We start from the raw sequence: 19,290 nt of genomic DNA, 5'->3' as shown, positions 1-19,290 counted from the left end.
TATCACGAATGTCCGCGCTATTGCGGTTCGGCATAGTGATATCATGGCTTCCTGCCTCCTTGCGACTTCCCTATCACCCTAGGTGTTACCTGTTGTACTGGCTGTGTCAGGGAAACGGCGTCTTTAAATTGCATCCAGCGATCCAGGCCAATCAAAGAAAGCGATATCTTTCCTGCCTGGTGTTGTTCCATGTGTTCCAGTTTTTCTATTAATTGATCCACCTGCTCTGATGCTTCTCTGGGCGTTACCACTAGGGCACGCATGAGAGGCGTACTGCTACCGAGAATCTTTAATTTCTGATGTTGGTTGCTGTAGAAACGTTTCAACTGATTCAGACTGTCTTCGGTACTCAGAGCTGCCTGCGCCATCCCAAAGCCCACAGATAACAGCGCGTCGAGATCCTTCGGAACGTGCAGAATTTGTGATGACTTAAGGATATCAGGGCTGGCAGAAGAGGAGGTTTTGAGTATGTTTTGCAATACTGAGCTGCTGTACGACGGTGCGCCGGTAGACGCAATAATCAGATTCGCGGCATTGCTTTGATTATGATCTTGATGAATTACTAATAGCTTTTTAAAGAATGGTGTGTTGTTCTTTACACCGACCAGACGGGCGGTCAAATCGGATTTATTAGTTAAGGTCTGATAGAACCAGCTGGACATGATAAAAACAGCTTGGGGTTGTGTTTCAATGAGCTGGGAAAAAATTTTACGGTCGGTGACGGGTTGAAATTGATAGCTGCCTTGTTGCGCCAAAAAGTTATCGAGTTTTTGCTTTAATGTTGAGTTACGGCTGACGTTAATTTCCGGATTATAGAAGTAAATGGAGGTCAACTTTTCTGCAAACGTCGGCACGCTGGTGATGAGTAACATACTCATACACAGTAAGCGGTACTTTATTTGGTTTGCAAATGAACGCATGAAAAGTTGATATTCCCGCAAGTTTTTTATATTACTTCCGATAACTAGTTGTGTTTTAAGCCCTTTTCCTACAGAAAAAGACAAAATATCTCGAACGAGTATAGACTATCCTACAATTGGGCTGGATTTAAAAGGTGGTTATTGAATGGTGAAAGATTACATATTGTGTGTAGATGACGACAGAACCATTCTGATGAGTTTACGTGCCCAACTTAAACGGCATTATGGTGATCAATACGCCTATGAGATTGCTGAAAGTGCTGAAGAGGCGTGGGAAATCATCGATGAGTTGTTTTCGGATGGGCACAAGGTCGATGTGGTCATTTCTGATTGGTTAATGCCGGAAGTCAAAGGTGATCAGTTCTTGATTGATCTTCATAAGGTGTATCCTGATATTATTAAAATTATGCTGACCGGTCAGGCAGATCAATCTGCAATTGAGCGCACTAAGCAATACGGCAACTTAGCTGAGTGCTTTGCTAAACCCTGGACCATTCAGGAGTTAGCCGAGACCATTGAACAGGCAAAAATGGAGCAAATCTCCTGATAATGGGGAGGCTCTTTTTTGACCTACAAGGCGTAACCAAGTTATAACTAGGGTTCAAAGTAGGGTTATCGAACAAGAGTAAATCCAACAAAGACACATTTCCCAGCAGGAATCTCTGATCGCATGGAGCGAACGACTGTCACTGACACACCAGACTTAAGAATACGAAACGGCATTCGAAAGCGTTTCTCTTTGGCTATGGTGTTTTTGGTTTTGGCGGTTTCGACGCTTCTGGCTATTCTTCAAATTACCAGTCAGAAAAAATTACTGGAAGCGGAGTTATCAAAGCGCGTCTTGTTGATGCAAGAAAATCTGCAGCGTCGGGGCTTAGCCCTTTCGCATCAATTAAAGCGTCAGACTGAAGATGAAATTGCTTCCTACAATCTCTATTACTTGGCCAGCGAATTGTCGCAACTGGTGCACAGTCATCCCGACTTGGAACTAGTGGTACTGGTCAACCGCGATAATAACGTAGTGCTTCACACGACAGATCAATCCTTACAGCAAAAAGCCTATCAAGCACCAGACTCTCAGTTTCATCAGCAAGTGATTTTGGACGGTTTTCCTCTGTCTTCCTCTGTGGAAGAAATATTGGCAAAGACTCAGATCAAAGACACCACTCATTGGTTGGATTACTACCTGCCTATCACAGTAGGTACGCAACGTTGGGGAACCATGGTGTTGAGTTTTTCCTTGCAGCAATTAAATGATGAAATTCGTTATTCCCAAGCTGAAATTGAAAACAACATTCGAACCAATACTTATAAAACCTTGGCGATTGTTTTAACACTTATGTTGGCGACGTACTTGGTGATTGCCCAGTTATCTCAGCGTTTGAGTGCTCCACTGATTCGTTTGACGCATTATGCAAAGCAGATTGCGGATGGTGATTTTTCCATTGGTTCTCAATTGCCCAAGGGTAAAGAAGATGAAGTGGGTGTGTTGTCTGACAGCTTCATTGAAATGGCGGGGCGGCTGAGACGCTATTATGAGCAATTGGAAGAATACAGTTTAACCTTGGAAAGACGTGTAGAAGAACGCACGCGGGAGTTGGCAGACAGTCAACAGCAGCTGGTGCATTCTGAGAAAATGGCGGCGCTGGGGTTGTTGATTGCCAGCATCGCTCATGAAATTAACACGCCGCTGGGGGCGATTCAGGCTTCTTCGGAAAACGCTGAGAAAGGCTATGCCAATTTCATTCGTAATCTGGCGCAGTTGGTAAATTCGACGACAGAAGAGGATCAAGCGTTTTTTGCGGAGCTCTTAAGAAATGCCAAAGTGCAAGTAGCGATGACAACCCGTGAAGAGCGTAAGATTCGTCGTGCGATGGAGCGTCGTCTCGAAGAACACAGCGTCAAGTGGGCGGAAGAAATCGCCTTGCTGTTTGCTGAGATGGGCTTAAGTGATTCATTGGATGCCTTGATGCCTTATCTGGAAACTCACGATGCGTTGGATTTGGTGCGCAGTGCCTATCAATTATTCAGTATACATTCGAGTTTAAGCACCATTGATTCGGCCACGGCGCGGGCTTCAAAAGTGGTGTTTGCGTTAAAGCATTTTTCCCACAGAGAGAGCAGTGGCGAAAAGGTGCTGACCGACATCAATCAAGGTTTGGATACAGTGTTGGAGCTTTATCGTGGGCTGTTCAAACAGGGCTGCGAAGTGGTGCGCAAGTTTGAAGACTTACCTCAGCTTAAATGTTACTCGGATGAGTTGAATCAGGTGTGGACCAACCTCATTCATAATGCCTTGCAAGCCATGGATAATAAGGGTGTCATTGAAATTGAAACCTATACCGAGCGTAAAGGGCAGCAAACCGCTATCGTCGTGACCATTACTGATGACGGGCCGGGCATTCCTGAGCATTTAACTCACCGCGTGTGGGAATCCTTCTTTACTACCAAAGCTGCGGGTGAAGGCAGCGGTATGGGCTTAGGCATTTGTAAACGGATCATTGAGAAACATCAGGGTGAAATCACCTTCGAAAGTGAGGCGGGTAAAACCCAATTTAAGGTGCGTTTACCGCTCTCGGAGGACGTGATACCAACGGCCATGGCATAGCACGAAAGTGGTGTCCGTTCATCTATGTCGTATACTGATAGTATTCCTCGTCTCAAATGCCGGTTGGGCAGGAGGTGTGTATGCATCAGGATGCAAAGCAAGAGGTGGATGCCATCGTTGAATTGGCCGTTGAAACCATCAACGAAGTCACAAATAAGTACAACGCTGACCAGCAACTCGTTTTGGAGCGTCTACTCAGAAAAATTGGGTATTTGGCGGGGTTGGGCGGTTTTGATCTTGGCGAATTAGAAGCCAGTTTAGATGACGGTTTTCAGCAGGGTGAAAATCAAATTTTAGATCATCTAGATGCTATTTTTGGGACCGGATCTTCGGATTAATCATTAATCCGTTTGAGGTTGGCCTTTACTATTTAATAGCACTCAATAACGATAAAAATAACAGTAAGGCGTCATTCATCAGGAGCACTCGTTTCTTGGGGCTGATGTCTGGAAAAATACGGACCAGAGTCAGGCATGTTTAGTCGTTATCTTTGCTTTCTAGAGACGCACTCTCGAAGTGTGGTGTTTATGTGTTTGGCGCTGAGCCTGCTGTTGGCATCCGGGATGACTCGCTTAGGACTGAGTTCTGACTTTCGTGTCTATTTCAGTGATGATAACCCCCAGTTGAAAACCTTCGATGCTTTGGAAGCTCAGTTTTCCAAAATGGATAACTTGTGGATTTACATCGAATCCGAAGGCTCTTCATTTTTTTCGTCCGACCGTTTACCCATTATAGAAAAGTTAACCGAAGAGGCTTGGACCTTAGCGCATGTGATTCGAGTGTCTTCGTTAACCAATTATCAGCATACAGATGTTGAGGGCGATGAGCTGTGGGTCAACTTTTTGGTGGAAGATGCGCCGTCGTTGTCGTCAGAACAATTGCAAAAAATTCAAGCCATTGCACGTTCGGAGCCGGCCTTAAAAAGCAATGTGATCAGCGAGGATGGTCAGGCCGCGTTGATTCAATTGCGGTTGGCCTTGCCCGATGACGGAGAGGGGCGTATTGCGGCAGGACAAGAAAGTTTAGCTCAGGCCCGAGCGTTAATGGCAGAGTATCGAACTGCCTACCCGGATGTGCGTTTCTTATTGGCTGGATCAGTCGCGTCAAATGTCACCATGCAGGAGGCGGTAGCTCAGGATCTTGGTTCCTTGGCCATTGTCAGTTATCTCATGCTCTTGGCGATCTTGTGGCTGTTACTGCGCAGTGTGTTCGGCATGATGATTTCTTTGGGCATTATTTCGATGTCTTCGTTGGGTACGTTAGGCTTTTTTGGTTGGTTAGGCACCACTTTGGCGCCTGTGGCGGGGTTCGTATTAACGGCCATCATGACGCTGGCGATTGCCGATTCCGTCCATTTACTGGTGAGTTACTTCCAACAGCTCGGAGAGGGAAAAAAGAAACGGCAGGCCATTCGCGAGAGCTTTCGTATTAACTTAGGGCCGGTGTTTGTCACCAGCTTGACCACCATTATCGGCGTGCTTTGCTTGAATACCAGTGATTCTCCGCCGTATCAGGATTTGGGCAATATGATCGCGGTGGGTGTATTTATGGCGTGGTTGTTGTCGATGACCTTAACGCCAGCTTTGTTGTTCTGGTTACCGGAACCGTCCAACCATTCCTCTGACTCTCAACAATCCGTTGGCGGCTTGCAACGGGCTCTGTTAGCGCTGGCTGAACGCGTAATTCGCTATCCGAAAGCCTGGTTTGTTGGTTGTGGTTGTGTGGTGTTGGTTCTGTGTTACAGCGTGTCGTTTAATAAGCTCAGTGAAAGCTGGCATGAGTTCTTCGATCACACCTTTGAAATTCGCCAAGCCGTTGAGCGTATCAATGAAACCATCAGTGGTAACAACTTGATGGAATTCAGTATGGAAACAGGGGTGGCAGATGGTATCTATGAACCAGAGTATATGCAGACCTTGGCTGATTTTAGCGATTGGTTACGAGCACAACCTGGCGTCGCCAATGTTTATACTGTGTCCGATACGGTGAAGCGACTGAACCGGGATTTAAATCAAGGACAGAGTGATGCGTATCGAATTCCGCAGTCCCGAGAGTTGATTGCGCAGCAGCTGTTGCTCTATGAGTTGTCTTTACCGATGGGGTTAGGCTTAGAGGATACGATCGATTTGGATCGTTCCGCCACCAGAGTGGGGGTGACCCTTAAGAAAATGGATTCAGAACAGATCATTGCCATCGAGCAGAATGCCCGTTTATGGCTTGCGGAGCATGCGCCTCAATTGGTTGAGACCGAAGGCACCAGTTATGCGGTGATTTTCGCGCATATTGTGCATCGCAACGTGGTGAGTCTGGTGATCGGTACTATGATGGCGATGCTGGTGATTTGTGTGGTGCTGATGATTTCACTACGTTCGGTCAAGCTCGGGCTGTTAAGTTTGGTTCCTAACATCGCTCCCGCAGCGTTGGCTTATGGCATTTGGGGTATGACAGAAGGATACATTGATACCTCTGTGGCTGTGGTGATGTGTATCAGTTTGGGCGTGGTGGTCGATGATACGGTGCACTTTATGAGTAAGTATCTAAGGGCTCGGCGGGAACACGGCATGAGTGCGCCGGAAGCGATTCGATACGCTTTTCGAACGGTGGCTGTTGCGCTGCTTATTACCACAATCACGTTGGTGGCTGGCTTTTCGGTGATGATGTTCTCCCATTTCACGCCGAGCGTGGCAACAGGAACCTTGATGGCGTTGACTTTGGCGCTGGCCTTGGTGGTGGATTTCCTTTTCTTACCTGCTCTACTGTTACTGTTCGATAAGATGTCGTACTATCAGTCACACACTGAACAGGTATCATCGAGTGGGTTGCTCGACGAGTCTCGTGGTGATGACCGAGACTTCAAGTCTCATGACAACGAGCTCCGCACTATGATGGCCAGCCGCGTGACGCAAGGTCACGTCCAGAAAGAAAAAACAAGGTAGTTCATGACGGATCAGACCAGCTATACCGAAGACGGTATCGAACGCTTCTCTTTAAGTGAATATACAGAGAAGGCGTATCTTGATTATTCCATGTATGTAATTCTCGACCGGGCTTTGCCACACATTGGTGATGGTTTGAAGCCGGTGCAGCGCAGAATTATCTATGCCATGTCCGAATTAGGACTGAAAGCCACCGCCAAGTATAAGAAATCTGCGAGAACCGTGGGTGATGTGCTGGGTAAGTTCCATCCTCACGGGGACAGTGCTTGTTATGAAGCGATGGTGTTGATGGCACAGTCGTTCAGTTATCGCTATCCGCTGGTGGATGGTCAGGGTAACTGGGGCTCGGCGGATGATCCTAAATCCTTTGCAGCCATGCGTTATACCGAGGCGAAGTTAGCAAAATACGCCGAGGTGTTGTTGTCTGAATTAGGTCAGGGCACTGTCGATATGGTGCCGAACTTTGATGGCACGCTGGAAGAACCTTCGTTATTGCCGTCGCGTTTACCCAATGTCCTATTGAATGGCTCAACCGGTATTGCGGTGGGCATGGCTACCGATATTCCTCCGCACAATCTTAGAGAAGTGACCAGTGCCTGTATTCGTTTACTGGATGAGCCAAATCTGACCGTTGAGCAGGTCTGTGACATTATTCAGGGGCCGGATTACCCGACCGATGCGGAAATCATTACGCCTCGTGAAGACATCATAAAGCTGTATGAGCAAGGGCGTGGTTCCGTCAAAATGCGCGCGACCTATTTGATTGAAGATGGCGATGTGGTAGTAACGGCGTTACCGCATCAAGCATCAGGCGCGAAGGTACTTGAGCAAATTGCATCGCAAATGCAGGCCAAAAAATTACCCTTGGTTGCGGACTTACGTGATGAATCGGATCATGAGAACCCGACTCGCTTGGTGATTGTGCCTCGTTCCAATCGAGTGGATGTTGAGCAATTGATGGCGCACTTGTTTGCGACGACGGATCTTGAGAAGAGCTACCGGGTTAACCTCAATATGGTGGGGCTGGATGGCCTGCCGAAAGTTCGTAATATTCAGGAAATTCTTACTGAGTGGCTGGAGTATCGCCGTCAGACGGTTACTCGTCGTATTGAATTCCGCCTCGATAAAGTCAAAAAGCGTCTTCATATTTTGGAAGGCTTACTTGTTGCTTTTCTTAATATTGATGAAGTGATTGAAATCATTCGTACCGAAGATAAACCTAAACCGGTACTGATGGAACGTTTCGGTATTAGTGATATTCAGGCTGAAGCGATTCTGGAATTGAAACTTCGTCATCTTGCGAAATTGGAAGAGATGAAGATCCGAGGCGAGCAAGATGAATTAAGTGCTGAGCGTGAGATGTTGGAGAAGATTCTGAAATCTCCGGCGCGTATGCGTAACCTCATCAAGAAAGAACTGCTAGCGGACGCTGAAACTTATGGCGATGATCGTCGTTCTCCGATTGTTGCGCGTACCGAAGCGAAAGCTATGACCGAAGCGGATTTGGCAACGTCTGACCCGGTGACCGTGGTTCTATCGAAAAAAGGCTGGATTCGAGCCGCGAAAGGCCACGATGTTGATGCGGAAGGGCTGAACTATAAGTCCGGTGATGGCTATGCGTTGTCGGTATGCGGTAAGAGTAATCAACAAGTTACCTTGATTGCTTCAACAGGTCGGGCCTATTCGATTCCTGCTCACACCTTACCGTCAGCTCGTGGTCAAGGTGAACCCATCACTGGGCGCATTAACCTCGATGCCTCCAGCTCCATTGCCACCGCTTACATGGGCAATGATGATCAGATGCTGCTAATGGCCTCTGATGCAGGGTATGGCTTTGTGACCAAGCTGGGCGATCTGTTTACCAAGAATAAATCGGGTAAAGCCGCCATTAGCTTGCCTGAAAATGCACAGGTGTTGCCTGTGCAGGAAGTGGATTCGCCCGAGCAAGGTTTGTTAGTCGCGGTCTCAAATGAAGGGCGCCTACTGGTCTTCCCTTTGGCGGATCTTCCTGTGCTGAGTAAAGGTAAGGGCAATAAGATTATTAACATCCCTTCGGCGCGCGCGAAAGATCGTGAAGAGTTGCTGGTGGCATTAGCGGTTGTTGATGAAACTGATTCTCTGGTGGTGCAATCGGGTAAACGTACTTTGACCTTGAAGCCGGACGATCTGGAACATTATCGTGGTGAACGCGGACGTCGCGGAAATAAACTGCCAAGAGGCTTCCAGAAGGTCGATGGTGTTGAGGTGCTGAAGCCGAGTTCTGATTAACCTTCCTTAGTGGTCGATTTCTATTCGAGTCACCTTCTTTGCATGTCACTTAAGTGGGAATAGCCGTAGCAACGGTTATTTCCATCTAAGAGCGCTCTTTTGAACGTCCCCTACTTTTTAATTTCAATCCCATTTCTGTTCATTCCATTACTCTTGATAATTATTTTCTTCATAGCTCTTTTCTTTGTGAATAACCACACGCCTAAATCGGCTTATTGATAGTAATGGTCTAAGTTGAATAGTGGGGAATAACATAAATATAAGATGAATGTTCAGTGTACTGATTGAATGGTAGTAACTTGCGATGAGGCTTTTCATAGTATCAGTGTTTAAAAGCGTCTTAATCTTGTTAGCGCATGCTTGTTTTCATCAATCCGCGTCGGCAGACCAACGCTCTTCCAGGCAAGTGATACACGTGTCTGCTATTGATTGGTGCCCTCAGATTTGTCCCCAGACGCCTGATAAGCCCGGATATATGGTTGAAATGGCGAATGATGTTTTCAAACATTCAGACTTTGATCTGGAGTTTGAGTACGTCCCTTGGAGTCGGGCGATTTATCGAGTGAAAGTGGGTGAGACGGATGCGTTGCTTTCGCCGTCCAAAGATGAGGCACCGGAATTACGTTACCACTCAGAACCGTTATCTTATCAAACACACTGTTTTTGGACGCTAAGGAATTCAGGCTGGCATTTTGATGGCGTAGAAAACCTGGTTAGACAGCCCTTTGTTATTTATCGAGATCATTCATATGCGTCGTTCTTTGCTTCTGGGGCTGTACCGATCACGAGTGATCATTATTTTGAATTAATTTATGACGAGCGATACATTCCTCGAGCAATTCAATTGCTAGAAGCCAAACGAGCGAATGCCTTCATTTTTACGGCAAACTCCGTGATTTTCTATCAGAAGCGGTATGGTGTTCAGTCACTGGCTATTGGTGAGTGCATAAAACGGGATGAATTGTGGTTTGCACTGTCACCTCAGCCATCGGATAAAATTGATGGAATTCAGGCGCATCTGGATGATTACCTAGCACAATATAAGAAAACAGAGCGTTATCGAGCTTTGTTAGAAAAATACGATATCGTTTTACCTGCTTTGTATAATGAAACGACTGCCCCAGCTTTTACCCAGCAATAGTCTTGTATCTCTTACGTCGGGATTTCTGATTATTTTGGGCATGAGAAACATTGCTTACGGAATGGCCGAGATACTGACAGGCATAAAAAAGCCTCTGGCTCATGCAAGCCAGAGGCTTTTTTCATTGTTCTAAAGATTGGATCCTAGTTGTGTAGAATCTGGCTCAAGAACAGCTGGGTACGCTCGGATTGAGGATTGTCGAAGAACGCATGCGGTTCATTTTGTTCGATAATTTCACCGGCATCCATGAAAATCACTCGGTCAGCAACTTTCTTAGCGAAGCCCATTTCGTGGGTAACACACAACATAGTCATGCCTTCTTCTGCCAGCTCGACCATTACGTCCAGTACTTCTTTGATCATTTCCGGATCAAGAGCAGAGGTTGGTTCATCGAACAGCATGATGTTAGGGTTCATACACAAGCTTCGTGCAATCGCCACACGCTGTTGTTGACCACCGGATAACTGACCTGGATATTTCAAGGCTTGATCAGGAATCTTAACGCGCTCAAGGAACATCATTGCTGTTTTTTCAGCTTCTTTACGTGGAACTTTCTTCACCCATTGAGGGGCCAGACAACAGTTGTCCAGAACCGTTAGATGCGGAAACAGATTGAAGTGCTGGAACACCATGCCCACATCCTTACGGATGGTTTCGATATTGCGAACGTCACTGGTTAGCGGTGTGCCTTGGATAATGATGTCGCCTTTTTGGTGTGCTTCCAACCGGTTAAGGCAGCGAATCATTGTCGATTTCCCGGAACCCGATGGGCCGCAGATGACGATTCGCTCGCCCTTACGCACTTCAAGATTGATGTCTCTTAGTACGTGGAAGTCGTCATACCATTTGTTGACGTTGTTTAACTTAATAATAATTTCGTCTTGTAGATGTGGCTGAGCCATAGTCTTTTTCTCTCAATATTCTTTATCTGAGTGGCTGTCTTTGTGCCGCTGTTTACTTATGTCCGGTATGCAGTTTGTTCTCTAAATGCATACTGTAGCGAGACATGCTGAAACAGAAAATCCAGTAAATTAATGCTGCAAACAGATAGCCTTCGGTTGCAAAACCAGGCCATTCTGGATCGTTCAATGCTGCTTTCATGATGCCGGACAGTTCGAATAGGCCAATGATCAAAATCAGACTGGTATCTTTAAACAAGGCAATAAAGGTGTTCACGATACCTGGGATCACAAGTTTCAACGCTTGAGGAAGAATGACCAGCGCCATTTTCTGGAAGTAGTTCAAGCCTAACGCATCCGCCGCTTCATATTGGCCTTTCGGGATGGCCTGCAAGCCGCCTCGAATCACTTCTGCCATATAGGCGGACTGGAATAGCGTAATACCAATCATTGCTCGCACCAGCTTGTCGAACGTCACACCTTCTGGCATGAACAACGGCAGCATCACCGACGCCATGAATAGGATGGTAATGAGTGGTACGCCACGCATGACTTCAATGAAGGAAATGCATATCCAACGGATGATCGGCATTTCAGAACGGCGACCCAGTGCCAATAAGATACCGATAGGCAAGGATGCAATGATCCCCACAGTGGCGATCACCAATGTCAGCATTAAGCCGCCCCATTGCTCAGTATCGACTTGAGCTAAACCGAAAATATCACCAGCGAACAGCCAGTTGGCAATGATTGGATAACCGATCAGAATGAAACCAACAATCCAACCTTTTCTTGGCACTCGTTCAATAAATAACGGGATAACCAGAGCGATCAAAAACACAAAAGCAAGATCAACACGCCATTGTTCTTCACCTGGATAGAAACCGTACATGAATTGATTCATACGGGCATCAATGAAGACCCAACACGCGCCTTCTTTAGAGCAGTCTGCACTTGTGCTGCCACTCCAGTCGGCACTTAGGAACACCCAATCTATCGCACCGGGTACGAACGTAAACAAGGTATAAATAACCAAGATGGTTAACAGACTGTTAAACCAATTGGAAAATAGATTGATTTGTAGCCAACGCAGTGGGTGCTTGGTGAACGGGGGAGAATGTATCGGTTCTAACATAGTCTCCTCCTATCGCTCAACCAGCGCCATGCGCTTGTTATATATGTTCATAACGAGGGAAATAGCCAAGCTGATGGTTAAATATACGGCCATAACCATGAAGATAATTTCAATGGCCTGTCCTGACTGATTCAATGTCGTACCTGCGAAGATGGATACCAAATCCGGATAACCAATGGCCGTTGCCAGTGATGAGTTTTTCATCAGATTTAAGTATTGGCTGGTCAATGGCGGGATGATGACGCGCATCGCCTGTGGAATAACGACCAAACGAAGCATTTGGCTGTTCTTCAAGCCCAAAGCACGAGAGGCTTCAAGCTGACCTTTAGGTACAGACTGAATACCGGCACGAACAATCTCAGCGATAAACGCCGCAGTATAAATCGTCAGTGCTAACAAGAGTGCTGTAAATTCAGGAAGAATGGTAATGCCGCCCTTAAAGTTAAATCCTTTCAGAGCAGGGTATTCCCAAGTCATGGTGGTACCTGAGATTAGGTAGGTGAGACCAGGAATGACAATTAATAGGGCAATTGCGGTATAAAGTACCGGGAATTGTTGGCCGGTGTCGTCTTGGCGTTTATGAGCCCAGCGCTTTAAGAACCAAACACCAATCAAAGTGAGCACGATGCTACCAATAACCAGGCCAATCCCTTCACTAAACTGCGGATCTGGAATATATAAACCACGTACGTTCAGGAAGATGGCTTCTCCCCAAGAAATGCTTTGTCTAGGGTGCGGCATAACCCCGAGTACCGCGAAGTACCAGAAGAAAATTTGAAGCAGCAGTGGAATATTTCGAAATGTCTCAATATAGATAGCTGCCAGTCTTGAAATAAGCCAGTTCGTAGATAATCGTCCGATACCGACCAGGAAACCTAATAGGGTCGCAAAGGCAATACCTAATAACGAAACCAATAAGGTGTTTAAAATACCAACGACGAAGGTTCGTCCATAGGTGTGAGTTTCGTTGTATTCAATCAATGATTGAATGATGCCAAACCCGGCTTCTTGATTTAAAAATGCAAAACCGGTGGAAATACCACGGACTTCCAGGTTGTGCAGAGTGTTATTAACAATGAAGGCAAAAAATGCAATCAGTGCTGTAAGTACAACACCTTGGAAAACGCGGCCTCGAAAGACGGGGTCATTCCATATTTTGCCTGATGGATCTTGATTTGGGGTTTTCATATGAAATTACATGATAACTGTTTGATTTTCTGAGCTCTTTACAGAAGGCTCAAGGATTTTACTGTTCGCTAGAAATGAAAACGGGCCCCATCTGGAGCCCGATTTAGCATACTTTAGCGAACTGGAGGAGCGTATAGGAAGCCGCCCTTGTTCCACAATGCGTTAATGCCGCGTTGAATCTTAAGTGGCGAACCAGTACCTACGTTGCGCTCAAATACTTCACCGTAGTTACCTACTTGTTTCACAACGTTGTACGCCCAGTCGTTGCTAAGGTTCAGTTTAGAACCTAGCTCACCGGTTACACCCAGCAGGCGTTGTACGTTAGGGTTAGTAGACTTAGTCATGTCATCTGCGTTTGCTTGAGTAATACCTAGCTCTTCAGCGTTGATCATGGCATTAAGTGACCACTTAGCAATGTTGAACCACTCGTCGTCACCTTGACGAACGACAGGGCCTAGAGGTTCTTTAGAGATAACCTCAGGAAGTACCATTGCATCACTTGGGTTCTTCAGTTTACTGCGGATTGCATACAGTTGAGATTGGTCACTGGTCAGCACGTCACAACGGCCGTTCTCAAATGCAGTAGAGGTTTGGTCAGAGGTATCAAACGTAATTGGCTTGTACGACATCTTGTTGGCACGGAAGTAGTCCGCAAGGTTCAGTTCGGTGGTTGTACCTGCTTGAACACATACAGTTGCACCGTCTAACTCAAGTGCACTTTTTACACCGATTTTTTTACTTACCATGAAGCCCTGACCGTCGTAATAGTTTACGCCAGCAAAGTTAAGGCCCAGACCTGCATCACGGGTTAGAGTCCAAGTTGTGTTACGGCTTAGAATATCTACTTCACCAGATTGCAATGCTGTAAAACGCTCTTTTGCAGTTAGAGGAACGTATTTTACTTTGTTAGCATCACCAAATACTGCGGCTGCAACTGCACGACAAGTATCAACATCGATACCTTTCCACTCACCTTTATCATTGGTAACTGAGAATCCTGGTAATCCAGTACTCACGCCACAGTTGATAAATTTCTTCGCTTTTACGTCTTCCAGAGTACCGGCTTGGGCGGAGGCCGCCAGAACCAGTGAGGTTGATACGATAGCAGTTGAAAGAAGTTTTTTCACAATGTGTCTCCCTGTTTTAGGTCTTTCCCACTGAGTTGAGTAAAGTTCTTGTTTGACCATTTAGTTAGCAAAAAAAGAACCAAATTTAATTATTATTAGTTCTAAACCATTTTTGTTTAGAATTTTCGCCTTATATATAGCGCTTATTCAATATAATGTAGTTTTTTCAAAGCGAAAGGCAAGGTCTATCTTGCCTAAAGTTCAGTTCAAGAATCTATGTCATTACATTATTGTCCAGATTGTCGGTTATTGGTGAGCCATTGTATTTGTGCTCAACGGCCCAGTTGCGTTACAGGGATGCACTGGCGCTTGTTGATGCATCCTAATGAAGCAAATAAGAGAAATAACAGTGGTTTTCACGTACAACGATTGTTGGGGGCTAAGGTTCGCAGGGTGTACTGGGATAGACGGGCCCAGCAAGAGATGGCAACGCAGGCGGCCTTGGATGGTCAACAGCCTGTGTTGTTGTTTCCGAAACACTTTGCCGTGGAATCAGCCATTTGCTCTGATAGCTATTTGGGCGAGTGGTCTAATCGACCGCTGATGATTTTAGATGCAACCTGGCAGCAAGCTCGCAAAATGTATCGCCAGTCTTCGTGGTTGCAGTCATTGGATGTATGGTCGCTTCCAATTGAGCAAAAACAAGCGGTGCCAGAACTCGCCGACTTTCAGTATCGCTTGCGAAAGAATCAAGCAACGACCGGCTGCTCTACCATAGAGACAGTGGCGTTTGTGACACACCTGCTTGGGGAAACGGCCATCGCCGAACAAATGTTGAATTACTTCGAGTTGTTTCAACGCGACGATAACGACCCTTCTCATTAATTAGTGCTGGAATGGGGCGTATTGAAATGAGCAAGTCATGAATTCTCTAAATGGCAATTCGTTCAGCCAGACCGTAATGTGTTTGGCCTGCTTTTTTCTGTTTGATCAGCTTCCAGTTGGTGGGCAGGTTTAATTGCTCCAGAGGAATTTCTGACTCGATATAGATATGGCACTGAGGTTTGAATATGTCGAGTTGTTCTAGCGCTTGGCAACAGTTTTCTAAGAGTTCTTTCCTAAACGGTGGATCGAGGAAAAGAATATCAAACTGCATAGGGAAGGAACTTTCATCTACGGTTTCGCCTTTGAACCCTGTTAATTGATAGCGTGCAGGATCGCAGCGAAGTAGTTCAAGTTGAGATTGAAGGGTGCTCTTGACCTGAGGATTCAGTTCGTTGATGTGAACCGATTTCGCGCCACGGGATAGCGCTTCAAAGGTAAGTGCGCCGCTGCCAGCGAATAAGTCCAGACAGTCTGCGCCTTCCATATAGGGGGCGAGCCAGTTAAATGCCGTTTCTCGTACCCGATCCAGGGTTGGCCTCAATCCCTCTGCCGGGAAAAATGCTAATTTCCGACTACGCCATTCACCGCCAATGATGCGTAATTGAGAACTTACGGCTTTCTCTGGGCCTTTGGTGTTTCTGGCAGAGCTTTTATGGGCATGTTTGGAAGCAGGTGTACGTCGACGAGTCATTATAAAGCCGTGTTCGGAGTCATTGGATTGATTGCTGAATTGTGCGATGACATAAATGTATGGATCACAGGGTATGAAGAAACCAGATTAACGGGATCAAGATAATAATGATCAACCATCGCTGTTTCTTCGTAGGTCGGAAGATTGATTTGCTACGTTCCGGCGGTTCTACAGGCCATTGATCGGACATGCTGTATCCATTGATATTCATCAAGTTCACTTTAAGCGACTGCTTAATGATATTACATAATGGTCTGGTCGTGTTAGGATAAGCACCTTGTTTTTGTTCTCGCTGTGCTGGTGCGTGGTGAGGCTAGATTGAGAAGAATTGAATGAGCGAACAGCAACCCAAAAAAGGCTTTTTCAGCCGTTTCAAGAAGTCCAATAAAAAAGCAGATTCCACAGAAGCACAATCTCAGCCGCAGGATATCCAAGAGTCGGCGCAACCCGCTCCCGAATATTCACCTTCTGAACCGTATTCAACGCAGCATCAAGAGCCAACTGAAGGTGCTGTCCCTGCTACTCCGGTTGAAACACCAGAGGCTACTGCTGAGGTGGTATCTCCGAATCAGCCCGCTGTCTCGCCAAGTACCGTTTCAGTAGAGCAAAATGCGGTATCTCCTGAACAAGATTCAGCGCAGCATGACCAAACGGTCGCTCCGTTGGATGAAGGCGAAGAGAAAGGGCGTTTCTTTAAACGCATGAAGTCAGGTTTGTCGAAAACGCGCAAGGCCATGTCGAGCGGTATTGGTACGCTGCTTCTTGGTCGTCGTGAGATTGATGATGAGCTGTTTGAAGAATTAGAAATGCAGTTGGTGATGGCGGACGTTGGTGTTGAAGCGACTCGTCAAGTGATCGACAACCTGGAGCAGCGCGTTGAACGTCAGGAAATGGCGGACGGTCATGCCTTGGTTCGTTCTTTAAAACAAGAGTTAGAGAATATCTTAGAGCCTTGTCAGGATGCTCTGACTGTTACTAAGCCTCAGAATGGCCCCTTTGTATTGTTGGTGGTTGGTGTCAATGGTGTAGGTAAAACCACCACCATTGGTAAGATGGCGAAGTTTTATCAGCAGCAAGGCAAGAGTGTGATGCTCGCGGCAGGTGATACTTTCCGTGCGGCAGCGGTTGAACAGCTGCAAGTGTGGGGTGAGCGCAACGATGTACCTGTGATTGCACAGCATACCGGTGCCGACAGTGCGTCTGTTATTTTTGATGCGGTTGAAGCGGCGAAAGCTCGTGGTACAGACATTATTATCGCGGATACCGCAGGCCGTCTTCATAACAAGAGCAACTTAATGGAAGAACTGTCCAAAGTTGTCCGTGTTATGCAGAAACTGGACGTAAGCGCGCCTCATGAAGTGTTGTTGGTGTTGGATGCAGCGACCGGGCAAAATGCATTGAGCCAGGCGGAGCATTTCCGTAAGGCCGTTGGTGTGACAGGCGTGGCCTTAACCAAATTGGATGGAACCGCCAAGGGTGGTGTGATCTTCGCCATTGCCAAACAGCTTGGCCTACCTATTCGCTTTATCGGTGTGGGTGAGCAAATTGACGATTTACGTCCGTTCCGCTCAGAAGACTTTGTTGAAGCTTTATTTGAAGATTTGGAAATTTAATTCCTTAGTCTTAAAACTCTTAAACCCTATTCAGGATGCTGGGGTCTGATAACCTATGATCACCTTTGAACAAGTGACGAAACGCTACGAAACGGGTCAGGAAGCGCTGGCTAATGTTTCGTTTCAGGTTGATCGAGGTCAGATGGTATTTCTCACCGGCCACTCTGGTGCCGGTAAGAGTACCTTGTTAAAACTGATCATGCGTATGGAAACGCCGACCTCAGGTCGAGTTCAGGTGGCGGGGCAAAACCTTACGCAACTTCATAAGAAAGATATTCCTTTCTATCGTCGCCATATTGGTGTGGTCTTTCAAAATCATCAATTATTGTTTGATCGTACCGTCTTTGAAAATGTGGCCTTGCCAATGAGAATCAGTGGCCAGTCAGAAGTTGAGATTGGCAAACGAGTTCGAGCGGCGTTGGATAAAGTCGGTTTACTGCACAAAGAAAAATCCAATCCTGTGTCTTTGTCTACGGGTGAACAACAGCGTGTTGGTATTGCTCGTGCCGTAGTGAACAAGCCTGCCTTATTGTTGGCTGATGAACCGACCGGAAACCTTGATCCGGAACTGTCTCAGGAAATCATGAATTTATTTCGCGACTTTCAGCAGGTGGGTGTGACCGTGCTTATCGCCAGTCACGATCATGAGTTGATTCAGTCGATGGCATTACCCGTAATGACCTTAGCCGATGGTCAGCTAGTCAGCTTTGGTTAGGAGCGATTATGTTTGGTAAGAAGGATAAAGCTGACAGTCGAAAAGCGGTGAAAGGGGCAACCGTCAAAGGTGCTCGTTCTAAAGATACTCAAGGCAAACCTGCTCAGGTTAAAGGCGCCGTTAAAAGCGGTGCTTCAGTCACTTCAGCTTCCGCTGTGAAGGGTGCAACGCGTCAGACTGCATCTCGCCCAGCAAAACCTGCAGCAAAAGCGCCCGTGGCGAATAATGCCAGTAATGAAACCACTCGGCGTTCCGCTAAGAAGCCTTCATCATTTGGGTCTTTAATTCAATATCATCGCGATTGTATGCGCTCTAGCTGGCATCGGTTAAATGATGCTCGTCTGGCAACGGCGATGACTGCAGCACTTGTGGCGATTTCGATGAGCTTGCCGATGTTGCTGTTATTGGTGGTTTCGAATCTTCAACAGCTGTCCTCCGATTGGCAGGATCAGACCTCGCTCTCTGCCTATCTTTCGCCTGGCATGTCAGACGCTCAGCAATTAAAGCTGACTCATCAGGTTCAAGGCTTAGCGGCGGTGGATAAAACCCGCTTAATCTCTCCGGATGAAGGTCTGGAAGAGTTCAAAGGGCTGGCGGGCGCTGAATTATTAAGTCTGTTTGATAGCAATCCGTTGCCTGCGGTGATTGAAGTTGTTCCGAATATTGATAGGAGCAATGAAGGTTATCAAATTGAAATCAGTGACTTGGTTCGAGAACTAAGTGCGATGCAAGGCATTGATGATGTTAATTACGACATGCAGTGGGTTGAACGATTGGTTAATTATGTTGGCCTGGCCGAACGCTTTGCTCTGATTATTGGTGTACTGCTGGCGTTGGGGGCGGTGTTGGCAATCAGTAACAGTATCCGTCTGGAGATTGAAAATCGCCGTCAGGAAATTATTGTGATTAAGTTGGTTGGTGGAACAGATAGTTTCATTAGGCTGCCTTTTCTCTATAGTGGCTTCTGGTATGGTGTCGTTGGTGCAACCCTTGCCACGCTGTGTTTGTGGTTGGTTGGTTTTTGGTTGTCGCCCTATGTAAGTCGTCTATTGTCTTTGTATTCCTCGGATGTGGCGATTAATTATTTGGGGATGACTGACATCTTTTGGCTATATTTTTGTGCCATAGTGTTGGCTGTAGTGGGTGCTTGGCTGGCTGTTTATCGGCATCTTGATGAAATCGAGCCCGAATAGCCTTTAGTCTATCGTTGCCCCTTGAAACAAA

The 19,290-nt window shown here is 46.5% G+C and carries 16 protein-coding genes; 10 read left to right on the top strand and 6 right to left on the bottom strand.

Translation table 11 applies throughout. The annotated features are described in order from the left end of the window. Positions 1-41: 41 nt before the first annotated feature. Complete coding sequence (locus ACFOEK_RS13490) at positions 42-920, bottom strand: PhnD/SsuA/transferrin family substrate-binding protein (protein WP_386721813.1); 879 nt, start codon at positions 918-920, stop codon at positions 42-44. A 145-nt stretch (positions 921-1,065) separates the two neighbouring features. Here ACFOEK_RS13490 and ACFOEK_RS13485 point away from each other — a divergent pair, with 145 nt between their 5' ends. The 6 genes from ACFOEK_RS13485 to ACFOEK_RS13460 all read left to right on the top strand — a co-directional run bounded on the left by ACFOEK_RS13485 (position 1,066) and on the right by ACFOEK_RS13460 (position 9,873). Further along, the gene (locus tag ACFOEK_RS13485) at positions 1,066-1,467 is read left to right on the top strand and encodes a response regulator (RefSeq protein ID WP_386721811.1); all 402 of its coding nucleotides are present in this window, start codon (positions 1,066-1,068) and stop codon (positions 1,465-1,467) included. A gap of 123 nt (positions 1,468-1,590) precedes the next feature. Then, the gene (locus ACFOEK_RS13480) at positions 1,591-3,528 is read left to right on the top strand and encodes a sensor histidine kinase (RefSeq protein ID WP_386721810.1); all 1,938 of its coding nucleotides are present in this window, start codon (positions 1,591-1,593) and stop codon (positions 3,526-3,528) included. 80 nt (positions 3,529-3,608) lie between these two features. Beyond that, entirely contained in the window at positions 3,609-3,866 is a 258-nt protein-coding gene (locus tag ACFOEK_RS13475) for a hypothetical protein (protein ID WP_386721808.1), read from the top strand. A gap of 135 nt (positions 3,867-4,001) precedes the next feature. Beyond that, positions 4,002-6,464 carry an efflux RND transporter permease subunit gene (locus tag ACFOEK_RS13470; protein WP_386721806.1) on the top strand — a complete coding sequence of 821 codons (2,463 nt, stop codon included), beginning with the start codon at positions 4,002-4,004 and terminating at the stop codon, positions 6,462-6,464. 3 nt (positions 6,465-6,467) lie between these two features. Continuing rightward, entirely contained in the window at positions 6,468-8,732 is a 2,265-nt protein-coding gene (gene parC, locus ACFOEK_RS13465) for a DNA topoisomerase IV subunit A (RefSeq protein WP_386721804.1), read from the top strand. 415 nt (positions 8,733-9,147) lie between these two features. Next, on the top strand, positions 9,148-9,873 hold the full coding sequence (locus ACFOEK_RS13460; protein WP_386721802.1) for a substrate-binding periplasmic protein: 726 nt from the start codon (positions 9,148-9,150) through the stop codon (positions 9,871-9,873). Positions 9,874-10,016: 143 nt separating this feature from the next. Here the strand turns inward: ACFOEK_RS13460 and ACFOEK_RS13455 are convergent, their stop codons facing one another. The 4 genes from ACFOEK_RS13455 to ACFOEK_RS13440 all read right to left on the bottom strand — a co-directional run bounded on the left by ACFOEK_RS13455 (position 10,017) and on the right by ACFOEK_RS13440 (position 14,222). After that, entirely contained in the window at positions 10,017-10,775 is a 759-nt protein-coding gene (locus tag ACFOEK_RS13455) for an amino acid ABC transporter ATP-binding protein (protein ID WP_386721800.1), read from the bottom strand. Positions 10,776-10,827: 52 nt separating this feature from the next. After that, complete coding sequence (locus ACFOEK_RS13450) at positions 10,828-11,907, bottom strand: amino acid ABC transporter permease (RefSeq protein ID WP_386721798.1); 1,080 nt, start codon at positions 11,905-11,907, stop codon at positions 10,828-10,830. Positions 11,908-11,916: 9 nt separating this feature from the next. After that, a complete protein-coding gene (locus tag ACFOEK_RS13445; protein WP_386721796.1) occupies positions 11,917-13,095 on the bottom strand; it encodes an amino acid ABC transporter permease in 1,179 nt (392 codons plus the stop codon). A 113-nt stretch (positions 13,096-13,208) separates the two neighbouring features. Next, on the bottom strand, positions 13,209-14,222 hold the full coding sequence (locus ACFOEK_RS13440; protein WP_386721795.1) for an amino acid ABC transporter substrate-binding protein: 1,014 nt from the start codon (positions 14,220-14,222) through the stop codon (positions 13,209-13,211). 216 nt (positions 14,223-14,438) lie between these two features. On the opposite strand from ACFOEK_RS13440, the gene ACFOEK_RS13435 reads away from it, so the two are divergent. Then, positions 14,439-15,047: a DTW domain-containing protein gene (locus ACFOEK_RS13435; protein WP_386721794.1), complete on the top strand. Its 609-nt coding sequence runs from the start codon at positions 14,439-14,441 to the stop codon at positions 15,045-15,047. A gap of 46 nt (positions 15,048-15,093) precedes the next feature. On the opposite strand, the gene rsmD is transcribed toward ACFOEK_RS13435, so the two are convergent. Then, positions 15,094-15,738 (bottom strand): 16S rRNA (guanine(966)-N(2))-methyltransferase RsmD, encoded by a 645-nt coding sequence (gene rsmD, locus ACFOEK_RS13430; protein WP_386721792.1) that lies wholly within the window; start codon positions 15,736-15,738, stop codon positions 15,094-15,096. 332 nt (positions 15,739-16,070) lie between these two features. Between rsmD and ftsY the strand changes: the two genes are divergently transcribed. From ftsY to ftsX, 3 genes are read left to right on the top strand one after another with little or no spacing between them, the layout of a single operon-like run. After that, complete coding sequence (gene ftsY, locus ACFOEK_RS13425) at positions 16,071-17,351, top strand: signal recognition particle-docking protein FtsY (protein WP_386721790.1); 1,281 nt, start codon at positions 16,071-16,073, stop codon at positions 17,349-17,351. 55 nt (positions 17,352-17,406) lie between these two features. Further along, positions 17,407-18,066 (top strand): cell division ATP-binding protein FtsE, encoded by a 660-nt coding sequence (ftsE, locus tag ACFOEK_RS13420; RefSeq protein WP_386721788.1) that lies wholly within the window; start codon positions 17,407-17,409, stop codon positions 18,064-18,066. An 8-nt stretch (positions 18,067-18,074) separates the two neighbouring features. Further along, complete coding sequence (gene ftsX, locus ACFOEK_RS13415) at positions 18,075-19,259, top strand: permease-like cell division protein FtsX (RefSeq protein ID WP_386721786.1); 1,185 nt, start codon at positions 18,075-18,077, stop codon at positions 19,257-19,259. The last annotated feature ends 31 nt before the right edge of the window (positions 19,260-19,290 follow it).

Source organism: Litoribrevibacter euphylliae, assembly GCF_042646085.1.
GTDB classification, from domain to species: domain Bacteria; phylum Pseudomonadota; class Gammaproteobacteria; order Pseudomonadales; family Litoribrevibacteraceae; genus Litoribrevibacter; species Litoribrevibacter euphylliae.
This window is presented reverse-complemented; position numbering and strand designations above follow the sequence as displayed.

Excerpts from the sequence above, each read along its gene's own strand:
- ACFOEK_RS13490 (WP_386721813.1), bottom strand. The coding sequence starts at position 920 with ATGCGTTCATTTGCAAACCAAATAAAGTACCGCTTACTGTGTATGAGT.
- ACFOEK_RS13485 (WP_386721811.1), top strand. The coding sequence starts at position 1,066 with ATGGTGAAAGATTACATATTGTGTGTAGATGACGACAGAACCATTCTG.
- ACFOEK_RS13480 (WP_386721810.1), top strand. The coding sequence starts at position 1,591 with ATGGAGCGAACGACTGTCACTGACACACCAGACTTAAGAATACGAAAC.
- ACFOEK_RS13475 (WP_386721808.1), top strand. The coding sequence starts at position 3,609 with ATGCATCAGGATGCAAAGCAAGAGGTGGATGCCATCGTTGAATTGGCC.
- ACFOEK_RS13470 (WP_386721806.1), top strand. The coding sequence starts at position 4,002 with ATGTTTAGTCGTTATCTTTGCTTTCTAGAGACGCACTCTCGAAGTGTG.
- parC (WP_386721804.1), top strand. The coding sequence starts at position 6,468 with ATGACGGATCAGACCAGCTATACCGAAGACGGTATCGAACGCTTCTCT.
- ACFOEK_RS13455 (WP_386721800.1), bottom strand. The coding sequence starts at position 10,775 with ATGGCTCAGCCACATCTACAAGACGAAATTATTATTAAGTTAAACAAC.
- ACFOEK_RS13450 (WP_386721798.1), bottom strand. The coding sequence starts at position 11,907 with ATGTTAGAACCGATACATTCTCCCCCGTTCACCAAGCACCCACTGCGT.
- ACFOEK_RS13445 (WP_386721796.1), bottom strand. The coding sequence starts at position 13,095 with ATGAAAACCCCAAATCAAGATCCATCAGGCAAAATATGGAATGACCCC.
- ACFOEK_RS13435 (WP_386721794.1), top strand. The coding sequence starts at position 14,439 with ATGTCATTACATTATTGTCCAGATTGTCGGTTATTGGTGAGCCATTGT.
- rsmD (WP_386721792.1), bottom strand. The coding sequence starts at position 15,738 with ATGACTCGTCGACGTACACCTGCTTCCAAACATGCCCATAAAAGCTCT.
- ftsY (WP_386721790.1), top strand. The coding sequence starts at position 16,071 with ATGAGCGAACAGCAACCCAAAAAAGGCTTTTTCAGCCGTTTCAAGAAG.
- ftsE (WP_386721788.1), top strand. The coding sequence starts at position 17,407 with ATGATCACCTTTGAACAAGTGACGAAACGCTACGAAACGGGTCAGGAA.
- ftsX (WP_386721786.1), top strand. The coding sequence starts at position 18,075 with ATGTTTGGTAAGAAGGATAAAGCTGACAGTCGAAAAGCGGTGAAAGGG.